This window comes from Vibrio chagasii (assembly GCF_024347355.1).
GTDB lineage: Bacteria > Pseudomonadota > Gammaproteobacteria > Enterobacterales > Vibrionaceae > Vibrio > Vibrio chagasii.
This window is the reverse complement of record NZ_AP025465.1, coordinates 134,338-151,300: the sequence shown is the minus strand read 5'-3', so window position 1 is coordinate 151,300 and position 16,963 is coordinate 134,338. Positions and strand designations below refer to the sequence as shown.

Genomic DNA, 16,963 nt, shown 5'->3' with positions numbered 1-16,963 from the left:
TTATGTCACAGCTTTTATCTGCTATCCCTCTCAACTCTTTATCTGGAGTCGGCGCTAAAGTCGCAGAGAAACTGGAAAAGGTTGGGCTTAGCAATGTACAAGACCTACTGTTTCATCTGCCATTACGTTATGAAGATAGAACGCGAATCTATCCGATCATCAAACTGCACGCTGGAATCTGGGCCGCAGTCCAAGGCAAGGTGATGAGCGTGGATACCATTTTCGGTAAACGTAAGATGTTGGCGGTAAAGATCAGCGACGGTAATGGCACTATTACACTGCGCTTTTTCAACTTCACCGCTGGTATGAAGAACAACTTTGCCGAGGGCAAGCAAGTTCATGCTTATGGTGAAATCAAGCGTGGTAATATGGGACTTGAGATCGTCCATCCGGATTACAAATTCTTTGCTCCAAGACAGCAACCAGACGTGGAAGCGAACCTAACTCCGGTGTACCCAACCACTGAAGGACTGAGACAAGTCACACTGCGTAACCTGACCGACCAAGCATTAGAACTGATCGACAAAGCAGCCGTCAATGAGCTACTACCGTCTGGTTTGTACGACCACCAAATTACTCTCGCACAAGCACTGCATACCATTCACAGACCGCCTCCGGGTATCGACCTCGAGTTATTTGATGAAGGTAAACACCCAGCCCAGCTGCGTTTGATTATGGAAGAATTACTGGCTCAAAACCTGTCGATGCTGTCTGTTCGCAGTAAAGGACAGCAAGATAAAGCGATGCCGCTTCCTCCCGTGAATACACTCAAAGATAAACTACTGGATCAGCTACCATTCTCGCCAACCAATGCTCAAGCACGCGTAACCCAAGAAATTGAAACTGACTTAGAAAAGCCGCACCCAATGATGCGCTTAGTACAAGGCGATGTAGGTTCAGGTAAAACCTTGGTTGCTGCGCTAGCGGCGGTTCGCGCACTGGAACATGGTCAGCAAGTCGCTTTGATGGCACCAACCGAACTATTAGCAGAACAGCACGCAATCAACTTCGCCAATTGGTTTGAAGCCATGGGCATTCAAGTCGGTTGGCTGGCGGGCAAACTCAAAGGTAAAGCTCGTGAGACTGAGCTTACGCGCATTGGCAGTGGTGAAGCGCAAATGGTGGTCGGTACTCATGCCCTATTCCAAGAACACGTCGAGTTCAAAAACCTTGGCTTAGTCATCATTGATGAGCAACACCGATTCGGTGTCCACCAGCGACTAGAGCTACGTGAGAAAGGCGCTAAGCAAGGCTACTATCCTCACCAGTTAGTGATGACAGCAACGCCAATTCCACGAACATTGGCAATGACGGCCTACGCCGATCTCGAAACCTCAATCATTGATGAATTACCACCGGGTCGAACGCCCATTCAAACTGTGGCAATTCCAGATACCAAGCGTGATGACATCGTCGAACGCGTGCGTAATGCCTGCCTCAATGAGGGTAAGCAAGCCTATTGGGTGTGCACACTGATTGATGAGTCTGAAGTATTGGAAGCGCAAGCTGCTGCAGACACCGCAGAAGAGCTGCAACGAAAACTGCCTGATGTGAAAATTGGTTTAGTACACGGCCGAATGAAACCTGCCGAAAAACAAGCAGTGATGCAGGAGTTCAAAGAAAACAAACTGCACCTATTGGTTGCGACTACGGTGATTGAAGTGGGTGTGGATGTTCCGAATTCGAGCTTAATGATCATCGAGAACCCAGAACGTCTTGGTCTAGCTCAACTTCACCAATTGCGCGGTCGTGTAGGCCGAGGGTCAGTCGCAAGCCATTGTGTATTGTTGTATCACTCACCGCTGTCTAAAACCGCTCAGAAGCGCTTAGGTGTGCTGCGTGAAAGTAACGATGGCTTTGTGATTGCACAGCGTGACTTAGAGATCCGTGGCCCCGGTGAACTGCTTGGCACTAAACAGACCGGCTTGGCGGATTTCAAGATTGCCGACTTAGTACGAGACCAACGTTTAATCCCCGAAGTGCAGCGTATCGCACGCCATATTCATGACAGCTATCCCGATAACGCTAAGGCGATCATCAATCGCTGGCTAGGTGAACGTGATGTGTATTCGAAGGCTTGATAGCCCCAGATATTCAAGCCTACAAAGTAAAAAGGCTTCCACAAGGAAGCCTTTTTAGTGCACGTTACTTTCTTCAATCAAGAGCGAGATTCCCTACTCGTTCGTTCCTCACGATAGGGAATGACGGTATTTTTTGTCATCCCCGAGAGAGAATAATGACCGAGTCGGGGATCTCTTAATAGTTCCCCGAACCAAACTCATCGAAATCACACGGACCGATGACAACTAGGGCTTAACAGGGAAACTGATCTGCGCTTTTAAGCCACCTTCACTGCGATTATTGACCACCACTGCGCCTTGGTGTTGGCTAACAATACGCTTGACGATCGCCAAACCTAACCCCGTTCCTTCACTACCACGAGCCGTATCGCCACGAGTGAAGGGTTCAAATAGCTTGCCGATCTGGTCTTGTGGGATACCCGGACCGTTATCTTCTACTGTCACCCAAGCCAGTTTGTTATCCGCTGTCATGCCGGTTGATACCTTGACCCAACCATTGCCATAACGCAGCGCATTCACTACCAAGTTACTCACGGCACGCTTCATCGCGATCGGGTTGCCTAATGCAGGCTTCATGGTATCCGGAATATCCGTTTCAATCTGTACCTCATACCCTCCCTCAGAACTCGATACCTCGCGTGCAATGTCATCGACATCGACCGCTTCAAATGACTCTCGATCAACTGGCTTTAGGTAATCCATAAATTGGCTAATGATCTCGTTACATTCTTCCGTATCACTGATGATACCTTCGGCTAAATAACTGTCTTCCGGTGACATCATTTCTGTCGCTAAACGAATACGAGTAAGTGGGGTACGTAAATCATGACTCACCCCTGCCATCAACAACGTTCTATCTTCTTCTAACTCTTGGATATCCTTAGACATTTGATTAAAAGTCCGAGTCACTGAACGAATTTCCTTTGTTCCTCGCACCGTTAATGGCGGTGGAATTTCACCACGCCCAACCTCCTGCGCTGCTCTTTCTAAAGCGATCAATGGCCGATTTTGCAAACGAATAAATAACCATCCACCAGCAACGATCAACATTGCCATGATCAGACTATTGCGAAATAGTGGCATAAAGTCTTCTTCTTGAAGCTCTGATAACGGTATGCGAATCAGTGAATTAGGAAGTTTTGCAATATCCATCCACAACACATAGCTATCTTTGGCTAGAATCAGACGCACTTCAGTCTCAGATCCTAACTCTTTGGTCATCTCCTCACTCATCAAGTCAATCGAGACTGCGTGATAATATTCGTTCGCGACTTCGCTATCTTTAGCATGTACCGTCACCCCTAATTGCTCAAGCACGCGCTGGCGCATTGGGGCCTCAATCTCAATATTATTTCTTTGGTCTAGAACTAAATTCAGCTCATGAGCCAGTATCTTATTGAACTGCTGCAAACTAGGCATTAAAGCGTAATTAAATACTGCGTAGTAAGAAAAGATTTGGCTTGCGACCAATAACGTTAAGAAAAGTACTATCGACTGAGTAAAGGAACTACGTATACGCATGGGGCACCCAAGATGTTGAAAGAAAAAACAAAGCGTTATATGACTATAACCATAAACCTTCGCTCTGAATAGAAAACGGGCCATCACATATCAATGAGATGGCCCGCAAATAGAGAGCTCTGAATCGCAGAATCAATGAAACGGCTTTCGGGCTTTCAATACTAAATTACAACGCCTTACCATCAGGAACGAAGACATAACCTAAACCCCACACTGTTTGGATATAGCGAGGCTTACTTGGGTCTTCTTCCACTAGGCGACGTAAGCGAGAAATCTGCACGTCGATAGAACGTTCCATCGCTGAATACTCACGACCACGAGCCATGTTCATCAGCTTATCGCGAGACATTGGCTCACGTGCGTTGGTGACTAATGATTTAAGTACCGCAAATTCACCTGAAGTCAGCGGCATTGGCTCTTCACCGCGGAACATCTCACGCGTACCCAAATTCAAACGGAATTCACCAAACTCAACCACTGATTCTTCTGTGCTTGGGGCACCTGGCGCTTCAATTACTTGGCGACGTAATACTGCTTTGATACGAGCAAGCAGTTCACGTGGGTTGAATGGTTTTGGTAGATAGTCATCAGCACCAACTTCCAAACCAACAATACGATCCACTTCATCACCTTTTGCAGTAAGCATCAGGATTGGTAGCGAGTTGTTTGCATTTCTTAGGCGACGACAGATCGATAGACCATCTTCGCCCGGCAACATTAAATCCAATACCATCAAGTGAAAATTTTCACGGGTTAACAGGCGGTCCATCTGCTCACTGTTTGCCACGCTACGCACTTGAAAGCCCTGCTCTGACAGATAGCGCTCTAACAGTGCACGTAAACGAGCATCGTCATCGACCACTAAAATTTTGTAGTTTTCTTGCATGTAATGGTTCCACCTATTAATCGCTTATTGGGTTATAAGCTTTTGGGCACAGTCTAATGAGTTTAATACATTAAAAATGTAACATTATTGGAGAAAAAGTCGCCTAAATAATTGTTAACGTATGTTGCCTTTCTATATATTCTATCTTAGATCATCATTTCATTAAGTCAGATTTATGAAAACCAAACTTATCACCCGAGAAGGTTATAACAAGCTCAAAGCAGAACATGACCACTTATGGCACGAGAAACGCCCTGAAATTACTAAGATAGTCACTTGGGCTGCAAGCCTTGGAGATCGTTCAGAAAACGCAGATTACACCTTCAATAAGCGTTTACTTCGTCAGATCGATCGCCGAGTACGTTTCTTAAGAAAGTTCCTACCTGATGTCACGATCGTTGATTACTCGCCACAACAAGAAGGTAAGGTATTTTTCGGGGCTTGGGTCGAAATTGAGAATGATGATGGGGAAATTAAGAAGTTTCGAATTGTCGGCCCAGAAGAGATATACGGCGATGCTAAAGGCTATATCTCTATCGACTCACCAATGGCTAGAGCTCTGCTCAAGAAAGAAGTGGATGATGAGTTTACGGTAAAAACACCGGAAGGCGACAAAGAGTGGTTCATTAACTCGATTCGCTACGCAGACAACGAATAACCAAACTTAATAAATACTTAGCGATGAGCTGAGTATTCAAGCAAACTCAAACTCCAGACAAAAGAAAACCCCGCTAGGCTTTCGCCTGACGGGGTTAAGTCTCTATCGCAGCAATCCGGCTACTGTTTATCTCTTCGAGATAAGGTGCTCCCTGCATCTTTCCTTGATAGTGGCTAAATCCTTTAACCAATTTCCTTTTTGTTCATCGCCATCCTAGCGGTGTCCATTCTAGCCTGTCATCCTGACTGGCGAATCTCATCCAGAGATTGTTACTTCCTTGCTGACTACTCATCCTAAGTAATCAAATCTTCATCCTGAAGATACCTAGTCCATTAGGCTTTTTCCTGTTCCTGCCAACTCCCTGTCGACAAGTTAAATATTACGGTAATTGAGCGAGTTTCCTAGATAGTCGCAAAAAACATTTCAGGTGGGAAATACACCCGAAAATACACAATCAAATAAAATCAGTGACTTAGGTTAATTTCAAGACAGTTTCATCGATTTAAAGAGACTTAGTCTCACATCACTTGTAAGAGATCTCGCACAAAGCAGGTATCACAAACGGAAATTCGACTTCTGACAGGATAATTACACAGCCAAAGCTAGAAAAAGCGTACGCTCACCCCCATGTATTTGTCATGATATTAAATAAGAGATTCATCGGATGAGCCAAGCTATCTGTCGACTGATCGCTGAAGAACTGAATGTCCGTTCTGAGCAAGTCACTGCCGCAGTAAACCTAATTGACGACGGTAACACCGTTCCCTTTATTGCCCGCTACCGTAAAGAAGTTACGGGTGGCTTAGACGATACCCAACTACGTAACCTTGATAGCCGCCTTTCTTATCTTCGCGAGCTAGACGATCGTCGCCAAACGATTCTTAAGTCGATTCAAGACCAAGGAAAACTCACGCCAGGACTCGAGCGTGATATCACTCAAGCAGACAGCAAGACTCGTCTAGAAGATTTATACCTTCCATACAAACCAAAGCGCCGTACCAAAGGTCAGATCGCGATTGAAGCAGGCTTAGAGCCACTTGCCGATACGTTATGGAATGAACCACAGCACGATCCGGAAACGGAAGCAGCTAACTTCATCAGCAGCGATAAAGGCATTGCTGATACCAAGGCTGCACTGGATGGCGCACGCGCGATCATCATGGAGCGCATTGCGGAAGACGCAAACCTGCTTGAAAAGATTCGCCAACACCTGAACCGCAATGCAGAGCTTGGTGCTCGTGTTGTGGCTGGCAAAGAGAACGAAGGTGAGAAGTTCAAAGACTACTTCGAGCACAACGAAGCGCTTAGCAAAATACCGTCTCACCGTGCCCTTGCAATGCTGCGTGGCCGAAATGAAGGCTTCCTAACACTGGCAATGAACGCAGACCCAGAGCAAGAAGAAGGAGTACGTGGTTCATACTGCGAGAACATCATCTCTGATCACTACGGCATTACCCTAAACAGCGCTCCTGCAGATGCTTGGCGTAAGCAAGTGATTAGCTGGGCATGGCGCATCAAGGTTTCTATGCACATGGAAACCGAATTGATGGGCGCGATGAAAGAACGAGCAGAGATCGAAGCAATTGAAGTATTCGCCACCAACCTTAAAGACCTGCTAATGGCTGCGCCTGCTGGCCCTCGAGCAACATTGGGCTTGGATCCAGGTTTACGTACCGGTTCGAAAATCGCTGTTGTGGACTCAACAGGTAAAGTTCTAGCGACAGAGACTATTTACCCTCACCCACCGCAAAAGCAATACGACAAGTCAGCACACGTGGTTGAGCAGATGGTTCGTCAGTTCAACGTTGACCTGATTGCGATTGGTAACGGCACAGCTTCCCGCGAAACCGACAGCTTCGTGGCTGATGTGATTAAGCGTGGCAACCTAAAAGCACAAAAGATCATTGTTAGCGAAGCGGGCGCATCGGTTTATTCTGCGTCTGAGTTAGCAGCAAAAGAGTTCCCGAACATGGACGTATCGATCCGTGGTGCAGTGTCTATCGCGCGTCGTCTGCAAGATCCATTGGCAGAGCTGGTGAAGATTGACCCTAAATCGATCGGTGTGGGCCAATACCAACACGATGTGAGCCAAACTATGCTAGCTAAACGCCTCGATGCGATTGTCGAAGACTGTGTAAACGCCGTAGGTGTTGATGTGAATACCGCGTCTGCCGCACTACTTACTCGCGTAGCGGGCCTTTCTAGCACCATCGCTCAGAACATCGTGGATTTCCGTGATGAAAATGGTCGTTTTGAAGCGCGTACTACGCTGAAGAAAGTCGCTCGCTTGGGGCCAAAAGCCTTTGAACAGTGTGCTGGTTTCCTACGAATTATGGACGGCAAGAACCCTCTCGATGCATCATCGGTTCACCCAGAAGCTTACCCTGTGGTGAAAAGCATCGCTGAGAAAAACCACAAAGACATCAAATCTCTGGTGGGTAACACAGACTTCCTGCGTGGCTTGCATGCCATTGATTACACCAATGAAAACTTTGGTGTGCCTACGGTGACCGACATCATCAAAGAGCTAGATAAGCCCGGCCGTGACCCTCGCCCAGAGTTCAAGACTGCTACCTTCGCCGACGGTGTAAACAGCGTTTCAGACTTAGAGCCGGGCATGATTCTAGAAGGTGTGGTTTCAAACGTGGCTAACTTCGGTGCCTTTGTCGATATCGGCGTTCACCAAGATGGTTTAGTGCACATTTCAGCGCTTACCGATCGCTTTGTCTCTGATCCACGTGAAGTGGTTAAAGCGGGTGACATCGTGAAAGTGAAAGTGATGGAAGTGGATGTTCAGCGTAAACGTATTGCACTCAGCATGCGTATGAAAGACGAGCCGGGACAAGACAACCGAGCTCAACGTTCAAGTGCACCTCGCACGCAAAGCCGCCCGAATCAACACTCGCAAGGTGGACAACGCCGTCGTGAAGAGCCACAACAAAATGGCGCAATGGGCGGTGCATTCGCAGCTGCTTTTGCTAAAGCGAAAAAATAATCCAATAGCGCATTTGAAAAACAGATTCGCCTAAAACAGAAAACCTGCATCCCTTAGGGTATGCAGGTTTTTTATTATTTGTTCAAAAAAGACATCGAAATTTAGCTGAATCATGAATTATCGATTCATAGCACGACTAACATTTCAGATGGAGCATGAGGCGCAACAGCATGACCATAATGATACTTTATGACCTTACGTCGTTTCTCCATCTGTCCCTCCTGAATCGCCGCATCTAAAACATGCTTTGGCAGGCGGAAACGCATGGTATAGCCTTTTCCTTGGTCAGCACTGTATGTTCTCAGCGCTAACAAGCTGAACAGCCGCTCAAAAGGGTCTTGTGGCTCTTCTTGGCTAACCGAATTGGCCTCTGACTCGTTCTCCATTTCATAACCTGGATGGTCTGAAGGATCCCAAGCCGACTGCTGCCTTCGTTTATCGTCTGATTTTACCTTACGCTCTGCATTGGTTCTCGCCAATGCTACTGCGGGAGCAACAGGCTCTCGGACTCTATTATCACGCGCAACTTGCTCTGTTTGCACATTAACGGACGGGGCGATTAGTGGCACACTCACTGCAGTTGCAGGTGACACAATCATCGCGAACTCTCCTCAAGAATCGCCCATCACTATTGCCATAACACTGTTGTACCGAGAACACACAACAGGCATGGCCCAAGTTACTGCACTCTGCTCAGGTGAGAGAGAGATGTCTGAGTATCATGCAGTGCATTGGTTAGATTATATATCGACCAAGATGGTGATAAATTTAGCAATTATTTTTGTGCGAAACTGACTAGCTCACTGCAGAAGGCATCCGCTTCCGTCATAAACGGTGCATGCGAGGATTGAGTGAAGATGTACTGCTCGGTGTGAGGTAGTGCATTGCCCAGATCTTTAGCGACCTTGATTGGCACCAGCCCGTCTAATCGACCGTACAAGCGCAGCATAGGAACGGAAATCTCCGGTAATTGTTCTCTTAAATCGACATCAGACAGCATCTTTAGTCCTGCCAATAATGATTCAGGGTTTGGTAATGGGCGGGACAGTACCGCTTGCTTAAGCTGTTTTACGTCTTGCCTTGCCGAAGGGCTGCCCATGGCTTGCAGGGCCATAAAACGTTCGATGGTGGTTTGAAAGTCTTCAACCAACTGTTCCGTAAACGCGGTTAATACGTTGGGTTGGATGCCGCGCCATAGTACCGGCTCTTTTGCGGCAGCGAATTTCGGTGAACTAGCAACCGTCACCAACTTGCTTACATAATCGGGATGATGTAATGCCATGTGCGTTGCGACCAAGCCACCAAGTGACCAACCGACCCAAATAGCTTGCTTAGGAGCTTCGGCCAATAGTTGCTGGGCTATCTCCTCAAGATCTTGAGCATGACAATGAGAGCTATGACCGTAACCAGGCAAATCGACAACGTGCACTCGGAAATCGGCCTCTAACGCATTTACGGTTTGCTGCCAGATTGCACCATTCATTCCCCAGCCGTGGACTAACACCAAATCGGGTCCCTGCCCTGAAACATGCCAATATAACGCGTCACTCATTCTCAATATTCCCTACTTTTTCCATCAGCGATAACCTGCACTTTTCAGTATGGTGAGCAAAAGGAACACCATAACCCAAAAGCATCGCGAGCTATGTTATCCGATTGGCTACAAAAACACACACCACGTCTGGTCACACCTCAATGTCACCTCTGCAAGCTAGATAAACAGCCTAATGATCACCACCCTCGATGGTGTGATAGTTGCCTAAAACTGTTCGAGCTCGTGCCTCGCTGTCAAAGGTGCGGACTGAAAACGGTCACAGCCGTCGAGCAATGCGGTGAGTGCTTGGCTGCCCCACCCCCTTGGCATCGGCTCTATTGTGTTGGTGATTACACCTTTCCAACCGCAGGCTATATCCAACAGATGAAGTATGCCGATAAATTCTGGTTTGCTCGAGATTTGTCGACCTTGCTCGCGTCACGCATCGAAGAACCAGCATCTCTCGTCACCAGTGTTCCCTTACATTGGCGTCGATACTTTCATCGTGGTTTTAATCAAAGTCAGCTACTGGCGCGTTACACCGCTCAAGACCTCAAGGTGGAGCATGCCGTTTTATTCAAGCGCATCCGTTCAACCGGTTCGCAGCAAGGGCTAACTAAATCAGCCAGAAAAAGTAATTTGAAAGGTGCATTCGCGATGAAAAACACCAGCTTCTCAGCGATGGATTACTCGCATGTCGCGATAATTGATGATGTTGTAACCACAGGCAGTACTGTGTATCAATTATGCCAATTATTACTTGAAGTAGGGGTGAAAAGGATTGATATTTACTGCATCTGCCGCACTCCTGAGCCCTCTGGATAACTGGCGTGAGTCGCTACTTGTACAGCAATCCAACAAAAAAGGGCTGAATTACAAATCTGACAGGAGTAGAATGGCGCTAATAGCCTACAAATTTACTCAGGTATTCGTCGTGTCAAATATTACTATTACAGAAACAGCTCAAACTCATTTTGCCAATCTGCTGTCACAGCAGCCTGAAGGTACAAACATTCGTGTGTTCGTGGTAAACCCGGGTACACAAAACGCAGAGTGTGGTGTTTCTTACTGCCCAACAGATGCTATTGAAGCGTCTGACACAGAACTTAAATTTGAAGCCTTCTCTGCATACGTAGATGAGCTAAGCCTACCGTTCCTAGACGAAGCTGAAATTGACTTCGTTACTGACAAAATGGGCTCTCAGCTAACGCTTAAAGCACCAAACGCTAAGATGCGTAAAGTAGCAGACGATGCACCGCTTCTAGAACGTGTTGAATACGCAATTCAAACACAAGTTAACCCACAACTTGCTGGTCACGGCGGTCACGTTAGCTTGGTAGAAATCACTGAAGATGGCGCAGCTATCGTAGCATTCGGTGGTGGTTGTAACGGTTGTTCTATGGTTGATGTAACGCTGAAAGAAGGTATCGAAAAAGAACTTCTTCAACAGTTCGAAGGTGAACTGACTGCTGTTCGTGATGCAACTGAGCACGATCGTGGTGAGCACTCTTACTACTAATCTCTAATTTAGAGTTAATCGCTATTTGAAAGGTTGATGCGCAAGCGTCAGCCTTTTTTGTTATATGGATAAGCAAGTTAGGACTACCACGTTCTCTCTATACTCTTTTGTTATCCAGCAATATTTTTACCTCGTTACCATCTTGAGTAAGGTATTCAAGTGATCGTAATCGATTCCTGCTTCAATAATTTTCGGATATGAAAACTCGGATCTAGGAACTCAAGGTCATTTCCCCTATATTAGAATGACTTTATAAGAAAGAATTCCAATGAGCTAAGGAGCGAGCGCAATGACAAAAAGGACCAAGCCAGAGATTTTGACTAAACAAACTGTCGCTCAATCAAGACTATTCTCTATCGAGTCTCTCGACTTACGCTTTTCAAACGGTGAAGAGCGTACTTACGAACGCATGAAGCCTAGCGGGCGCAACGCAGTGATGATGGTTCCGATTACTGAGCAAGGCGATATTCTATTAGTCCGTGAATATGCAGCGGGAACTGAACGCTACGAGCTCGGCTTTCCGAAAGGACTGATTGATCCAGGTGAACAACCAAGTGACGCTGCGGTTCGTGAACTCAAAGAAGAAATTGGCTTTGGTGCTAACAAGCTCACTCCACTCAAGGAAGTGATTCTCGCCCCCTCTTACTTTTCTAGCAAGATGACGCTTTTTATCGCGGAAGATCTCTACCCAGAGAAGCTAGAAGGTGATGAACCTGAACCATTGGACATTGTGCGCTGGCCGCTTGCTCAAGCCGAAGAGCTATTAACGCATCTCGACTTCTGTGAAGCTCGCAGTATTACCGCCCTACTATTGACCCTTCGCTCGCTAAATAATAATTAAAGCCATAAGCGCCCCCGAAGAGTAAGAGAATATTTATGCCAACAACAAAAGATTTGTCTCATCTCCTACCCTCTGTGATTGAGGTTGCTCGCTCCGCAGGCCAACTCATCTTAGAGATCTACGAAAAGAAAGATTACGAAGAGTTCACCAAGAGTGACGACACGCCAGTCACCAGTGCCGATCTGGCAGCGCATAAACTGATCTCGAAAAAACTGAGTGAACTCACGCCAGATATCCCAGTGCTATCTGAAGAGGCCGCTGACATTAGCCTAGAAAAGCGCGCGCAATGGGATCGCTACTGGCTGGTTGACCCATTAGATGGAACGCAGGAGTTCATCGCAAGAAGCGGTGATTTCGCGACAATTATTGCACTAATTGAGCACAATAAGCCGGTGATGGGTGTGGTGTATGCACCAGTTTCTGGTGTGAGCTATTACGCTTACAGCGGTAAGGGAGCTTGGAAGATTCCAGACCTTAACGACAGCGTTAAAATCAAAACGCATCGTCATGAGTTACCAAACCAATCTATTGCAATGGCGATCAGCCGTCGCCAAGACATCAATCGTATCACTAGCCGTATGAGTCCCGCTTGGAACTATGACTTAGTGCCATTAGGCTCAGCAGCTTTGAAAGCCTGTTTAGTCGCAGAAGGTGCTGTCGATTGTTACTTGCGCCTTGGGCCTACTGGCGAGTGGGATACCGCGGCGACACAATGCATTGTTGAAGAGGCAGGTGGACGCATCTTAAGCACGCAATTAGAGCCACTCTCTTACAATGAAAGAGAGACGCTTGAGAACCCGAACTTCATTGTACTGGGTGATTCAGACTTACCATGGGTCGAGATCTTACAGGGTAAAGATTAGTCTTATCAATTACATAGCATTGAGGCCTCAGTCTAACTTTAAAATATAAAACATGAATAAAGCTCAAAGAGTAACCATTCATAATGCAAATAGTTTGATACTGATTCTATTCCTATTTATAAAAAGCGACTAAAAAAATAAATAGGAATGGATACTCCATGAAACGTCTTAGTTTGCTAGCTAGTACCGTCGCCCTAATTCTATCAGGATGCGGTAGCGACAGCTTAGATAATAGTCCACAAACACCACCAAGCTCATCATGTACCCTCGCCCTAATTCTATCAGGATGCGGTAGCGACAGCTCAGATAATAGTCCACAAACACCACCAAGCTCATCATTTAAGATCAACTCTACGGCAAGCACAAACGCCATAGAAGATATTCAATACCAATATCAACTATCGACAAACCACTCAGAATCCGTAGCCTACTCTGCTACTAATATACCTACTGGTATGAGTTTGAGCACTGATGGTTTGCTCACATGGACACCACTAGAAGGTACCCTTACATCTGGTGAGATTACCGTTAAGGCATTCGCTTCAAGTGATGCAAACCTATCTGACACTCAAACATTTTCAATAACTGTCAGGCCTGTCAACGACACTCCGGTAGCAGATACACCATTACAGCTTAATACTAATGAGGATGTCGCTCTTACTATTTCTCATGCAACTCTTCTAAGCAATGTGATAGATGTAGACTCTAGTAATTTAACAATCACAAACTTATCAATTGATAACCCAGCCATAACTATTACTGAAAACAGTGACTCGATTACTCTTACAGCAATGCAAGATTACAATGGCAGTGCGAACTTATCATTCAATGTTTCAGATGAAGAATTTACTATCAGTAATAGTGGCATTGTATTAATTTCAGCAATCAATGACCCTGTACAAGTAGAATCTTTTACTAGCTTAAGTGTAGAAGCTGGTGAATCACTATCTTTTCAAGTTCAAGTCACCGATCCAGACGATGAAAACAATGGTTCTGATATTAAGTTCTCTTTGACCAACGCGCCTAATGGACTGTCGGTTTCAGAGACAGGGAACCTGACAATATCCTCTTCTGTTCTTGCCTCAACCATTCATGACGACATCGTTTTAAAGGTTCAAGATGGCTTAGAAGATGGCGCCGTAATTGCGCAAAACAATTTCAAACTCTCTGAACTGTTCTACTACACCGTACAAGGTGAAATCTCTAGCTATTATGAGAACACAGCGATTGCAGACAGCATCGTCAAAATATCGAATAACGGTTCTGTTTTAGCTGAAGGGAATACTGGCGTATCAGGTAAATACAGTATTAAGGTACTGGATACTGATTTAGATACCAGCAGAGCAATTATAGTTTCAGCTGATGCGGTAGGTTTTTCTGAAGCTTCAGAGTCCAAGCAATTTTCGGATATCAGTACAGCAATAAATTTATATCTACCAACGATTCACGCAAATATTAGCTTTGATAGTCAAGTAGCTTCAGATCTACAAGTCGATAATGAAACTCTTGTTTCAGTTGAGGCTCATAGCTTTGTAAACGTGCACGGGGAAGCAATAAATGGACAAATTAATTCAGAGCTATTCGTCATAGATCCGTCGTTAGATATTGATTTGATGCCTGGTGAAATGATTACTGAGACTCCTTCAGGAGAAATAGTTCCAATTGAATCTTTTGGAGCTATCACTGCAACCTTTACTGATAGTGATGGAAATGAACTCCAATTAGCAAATGGTAAAACTGCACGAGTTCGAATCCCTGCTTCAGGTGCTAATCCACCGGCGACAATTCCACTCTTCTATTACGATGAAGTACAAGGTATTTGGGTAAAAGAGGGTACTGCAACTTTAGAAAATGGATTCTACGTTGGGGAAGTAGCCCACTTTACAACGTGGAATGCTGATAGGGTTTATGAAACCATATTTATTAACGGTTGTGTCGTTGACAAAGAAAACCAACCAATTGTTAATGCAAGAATTCGCTCGGAAGGTATTGACTACAATGGCAGTTCATCTGCCTATAGTGATGTTCAAGGTAACTTTAGAATACCGGTTAGACAGAATAGCAGAGTGCTAATCTCTGCAGAAAGTCAGTATCAAAGTCGCACAGAAACTATTCATACCAGCTCACCTAATACGCATGAGTGCTTAACTCTTGATGATGCTACAACTAAGATCCAACTTACCTGGGGACAAAGACCTGAAGACTTAGATACGCACTTCTATGGTCCAAATGGTGAAGACGATCGATTCCACGTTTACTATAGTAATAGGAACTTCATTCAATCTGGCAACAATATCTTCTTAGATGTTGATGATACAAGTAGCTACGGCCCCGAAATAGTAACCGTTCCTGACTTTACTATTCCTGGAACCTATCGTTATGGCGTATACAACTTCTCTAGAACTGGCGAAATTCAACGTCGAGAAACTAAAGTAGAAGTCATTTTAGATGGCATTCGTACTGTGTTTACTCCACCAGAAGGTAACGCTGAACTATGGTGGCATGTATTTGAAATTGAGGTTAATGATAACCTCAGCTATGACCTTGTGCCTATAAATCAGTGGTCAACAACGGATCCTGATTCAGTTGCTAGACCTACTCCTGCCGCTCGTAGTAGTAGACAAATACTGGAATCACTCCAATTAAAGAAAATTTACGCAGGGAAAATGCTAGAAAGCAAATACTACGCTGACTAAGTATTAACATGTAAATAGTAAAAAGGGGATAGAATTTAATTCTATCCCCTTTTCTTTTACTCATTCATTTTTTAAAAAGTATTAAAAACGTCCTTGGTAACTAAATTGGTACTTACCTTGGCTATCTGGATTACCAAGCCATTTCAGCTGACTCTGCATGGCTGGTGGGAATTCTGCACCCGGTTTGAACCATGCTGCCGAGGTGTAGCTTTGATTTGGTGTAACGTTCGCAGAGAACTCGCTATCCACTTGAGCACTCTTCTGAGAGCCCTTGGCTGCCAGTGTATTATCTTCACAAGTGATGTCAGCAATCACAGGCCCAAGGTCCAACGAACCCACAGGTGAATCGACTGCAGCACCAGACCAAGCCACAGTACCTTCTCCAGACTGACACCAAGGTTGAGCATGAACCGCATGCTTGATCGTCAGCTCAACCTGTCCACCAATTGCAACCGGGACTGGAATCGCTGGCGCATATTTCATCACGTTAGCAGCGGACATTGATGCGACTAAGTTTTCCGCATACGCACCACTCATGCTGTACCCAACGCGCCCTTTTCCTGACAAGTTCATGTCGCTATTACGACCAAAACGAACCGCTAATTCAGCTTTGGCTTGGAAGAGTTTAGAGAACTGGAAGTCCCACTGTACTGAACCGTAATTAACACGCTGCCAGGCGATATTATTGGCGCTGCCCTGCCAAACCGTTCCTTCAACACCTTCAATATTCAAGCCACGCACAGCCGGTGCATGTTTGAGCACAAATGAGGCCGGTAAGTGCAGCAACAGACTAACCGAGAAAAAGACAATAAAGATGCCGCCAAAAAGTAAACCTAACTTCAAAGATAAACCGCGTTTCACATTAACCTCGTTTAAACTGTAGTCGGTTGACCTCAATAACCCCTGGGTTATCGGAGCGATCAATGTCCATAAACTCAACTTCGACACCCTGCTTCTCTTTCAAGTATGTCAGCCAATCTACGAACTGATTAAAAGGCACAGGTTTCACCCAGACTTGCAGCATCTCGCCACGCGGCTGAACTCGAATTAATTCAATCTTAAAACGACGCATAGAAGCAGGCACAGATTGGTTTAAAGGCTGGCTAGCAACAATCCCACCACTTCCTCGAAGCTCCACCACTTCGTTGGCTTTGTTGGTTACCCAAGCCAGTAGTTGCTTCTCACTTTGAATACGGTTTTGTGCCATTTCAGCTCGCTGACTAAGCGGCTGCAATAGCCCCCAGTACACGATGCCTAGCACCAATAGAATCGAACAACCGATCACTAATCGTTGCTCTCTTTGACTTATTGAAGTCCACCACGCTTGGAGTGGCTCAATCATATTTCTCATCACTGATCTCCTTACGCA

The 16,963-nt window shown here is 45.6% G+C and carries 14 protein-coding genes; 8 read left to right on the top strand and 6 right to left on the bottom strand.

All coding sequences use genetic code 11. The features are described 5' to 3' along the window. The first annotated feature begins 2 nt into the window (after positions 1 to 2). Positions 3 to 2,081: an ATP-dependent DNA helicase RecG gene (gene recG, locus OCV52_RS00660; protein ID WP_137406350.1), complete on the top strand. Its 2,079-nt coding sequence runs from the start codon at positions 3 to 5 to the stop codon at positions 2,079 to 2,081. Positions 2,082 to 2,306: 225 nt separating this feature from the next. Here the strand turns inward: recG and envZ are convergent, their stop codons facing one another. Together envZ and ompR are read right to left on the bottom strand one after the other, a co-directional pair. After that, positions 2,307 to 3,602: a two-component system sensor histidine kinase EnvZ gene (gene envZ, locus OCV52_RS00655; RefSeq protein ID WP_004741442.1), complete on the bottom strand. Its 1,296-nt coding sequence runs from the start codon at positions 3,600 to 3,602 to the stop codon at positions 2,307 to 2,309. A 166-nt stretch (positions 3,603 to 3,768) separates the two neighbouring features. Further along, positions 3,769 to 4,488 (bottom strand): osmolarity response regulator transcription factor OmpR, encoded by a 720-nt coding sequence (ompR, locus tag OCV52_RS00650; RefSeq protein WP_004741443.1) that lies wholly within the window; start codon positions 4,486 to 4,488, stop codon positions 3,769 to 3,771. Between the two features lie 175 nt (positions 4,489 to 4,663). On the opposite strand from ompR, the gene greB reads away from it, so the two are divergent. Both greB and OCV52_RS00640 read left to right on the top strand, forming a co-directional pair. Beyond that, on the top strand, positions 4,664 to 5,146 hold the full coding sequence (gene greB, locus OCV52_RS00645) for a transcription elongation factor GreB (protein WP_017062470.1): 483 nt from the start codon (positions 4,664 to 4,666) through the stop codon (positions 5,144 to 5,146). A gap of 664 nt (positions 5,147 to 5,810) precedes the next feature. After that, positions 5,811 to 8,141 carry a Tex family protein gene (locus OCV52_RS00640; protein WP_137406351.1) on the top strand — a complete coding sequence of 777 codons (2,331 nt, stop codon included), beginning with the start codon at positions 5,811 to 5,813 and terminating at the stop codon, positions 8,139 to 8,141. A 125-nt stretch (positions 8,142 to 8,266) separates the two neighbouring features. Here the strand turns inward: OCV52_RS00640 and OCV52_RS00635 are convergent, their stop codons facing one another. Together OCV52_RS00635 and bioH are read right to left on the bottom strand one after the other, a co-directional pair. Continuing rightward, entirely contained in the window at positions 8,267 to 8,740 is a 474-nt protein-coding gene (locus OCV52_RS00635) for a hypothetical protein (protein ID WP_061033121.1), read from the bottom strand. A gap of 176 nt (positions 8,741 to 8,916) precedes the next feature. After that, entirely contained in the window at positions 8,917 to 9,693 is a 777-nt protein-coding gene (bioH, locus tag OCV52_RS00630; RefSeq protein WP_137406352.1) for a pimeloyl-ACP methyl ester esterase BioH, read from the bottom strand. A gap of 93 nt (positions 9,694 to 9,786) precedes the next feature. Here bioH and OCV52_RS00625 point away from each other — a divergent pair, with 93 nt between their 5' ends. From OCV52_RS00625 to OCV52_RS00605, 5 genes are all read left to right on the top strand, one after another. Beyond that, a complete protein-coding gene (locus OCV52_RS00625; RefSeq protein WP_171730403.1) occupies positions 9,787 to 10,500 on the top strand; it encodes a ComF family protein in 714 nt (237 codons plus the stop codon). Between the two features lie 109 nt (positions 10,501 to 10,609). Next, entirely contained in the window at positions 10,610 to 11,194 is a 585-nt protein-coding gene (gene nfuA, locus OCV52_RS00620; RefSeq protein WP_004741449.1) for a Fe-S biogenesis protein NfuA, read from the top strand. A 289-nt stretch (positions 11,195 to 11,483) separates the two neighbouring features. Next, on the top strand, positions 11,484 to 12,035 hold the full coding sequence (gene nudE, locus OCV52_RS00615; protein WP_137406353.1) for an ADP compounds hydrolase NudE: 552 nt from the start codon (positions 11,484 to 11,486) through the stop codon (positions 12,033 to 12,035). Positions 12,036 to 12,070: 35 nt separating this feature from the next. Further along, complete coding sequence (cysQ, locus tag OCV52_RS00610) at positions 12,071 to 12,898, top strand: 3'(2'),5'-bisphosphate nucleotidase CysQ (protein WP_137406354.1); 828 nt, start codon at positions 12,071 to 12,073, stop codon at positions 12,896 to 12,898. 158 nt (positions 12,899 to 13,056) lie between these two features. Beyond that, positions 13,057 to 15,594, top strand: a complete 2,538-nt coding sequence (locus OCV52_RS00605) for a cadherin-like domain-containing protein (protein ID WP_137406355.1) — start codon at positions 13,057 to 13,059, stop codon at positions 15,592 to 15,594. A gap of 81 nt (positions 15,595 to 15,675) precedes the next feature. On the opposite strand, the gene OCV52_RS00600 is transcribed toward OCV52_RS00605, so the two are convergent. Then, positions 15,676 to 16,455, bottom strand: coding sequence for a type II secretion system protein N (locus OCV52_RS00600; RefSeq protein WP_137406356.1), 780 nt, complete (start codon positions 16,453 to 16,455; stop codon positions 15,676 to 15,678). Between the two features lies 1 nt (position 16,456). Further along, positions 16,457 to 16,945 carry a type II secretion system protein M gene (locus tag OCV52_RS00595; protein ID WP_137406357.1) on the bottom strand — a complete coding sequence of 163 codons (489 nt, stop codon included), beginning with the start codon at positions 16,943 to 16,945 and terminating at the stop codon, positions 16,457 to 16,459. Positions 16,946 to 16,963: the final 18 nt, after the last annotated feature.

Coding starts and splice junctions, on each gene's coding strand:
- recG (WP_137406350.1), top strand. CDS start 3: ATGTCACAGCTTTTATCTGCTATCCCTCTCAACTCTTTATCTGGAGTC.
- envZ (WP_004741442.1), bottom strand. CDS start 3,602: ATGCGTATACGTAGTTCCTTTACTCAGTCGATAGTACTTTTCTTAACG.
- ompR (WP_004741443.1), bottom strand. CDS start 4,488: ATGCAAGAAAACTACAAAATTTTAGTGGTCGATGACGATGCTCGTTTA.
- greB (WP_017062470.1), top strand. CDS start 4,664: ATGAAAACCAAACTTATCACCCGAGAAGGTTATAACAAGCTCAAAGCA.
- OCV52_RS00640 (WP_137406351.1), top strand. CDS start 5,811: ATGAGCCAAGCTATCTGTCGACTGATCGCTGAAGAACTGAATGTCCGT.
- OCV52_RS00635 (WP_061033121.1), bottom strand. CDS start 8,740: ATGATTGTGTCACCTGCAACTGCAGTGAGTGTGCCACTAATCGCCCCG.
- bioH (WP_137406352.1), bottom strand. CDS start 9,693: ATGAGTGACGCGTTATATTGGCATGTTTCAGGGCAGGGACCCGATTTG.
- OCV52_RS00625 (WP_171730403.1), top strand. CDS start 9,787: ATGTTATCCGATTGGCTACAAAAACACACACCACGTCTGGTCACACCT.
- nudE (WP_137406353.1), top strand. CDS start 11,484: ATGACAAAAAGGACCAAGCCAGAGATTTTGACTAAACAAACTGTCGCT.
- cysQ (WP_137406354.1), top strand. CDS start 12,071: ATGCCAACAACAAAAGATTTGTCTCATCTCCTACCCTCTGTGATTGAG.
- OCV52_RS00605 (WP_137406355.1), top strand. CDS start 13,057: ATGAAACGTCTTAGTTTGCTAGCTAGTACCGTCGCCCTAATTCTATCA.
- OCV52_RS00595 (WP_137406357.1), bottom strand. CDS start 16,945: ATGAGAAATATGATTGAGCCACTCCAAGCGTGGTGGACTTCAATAAGT.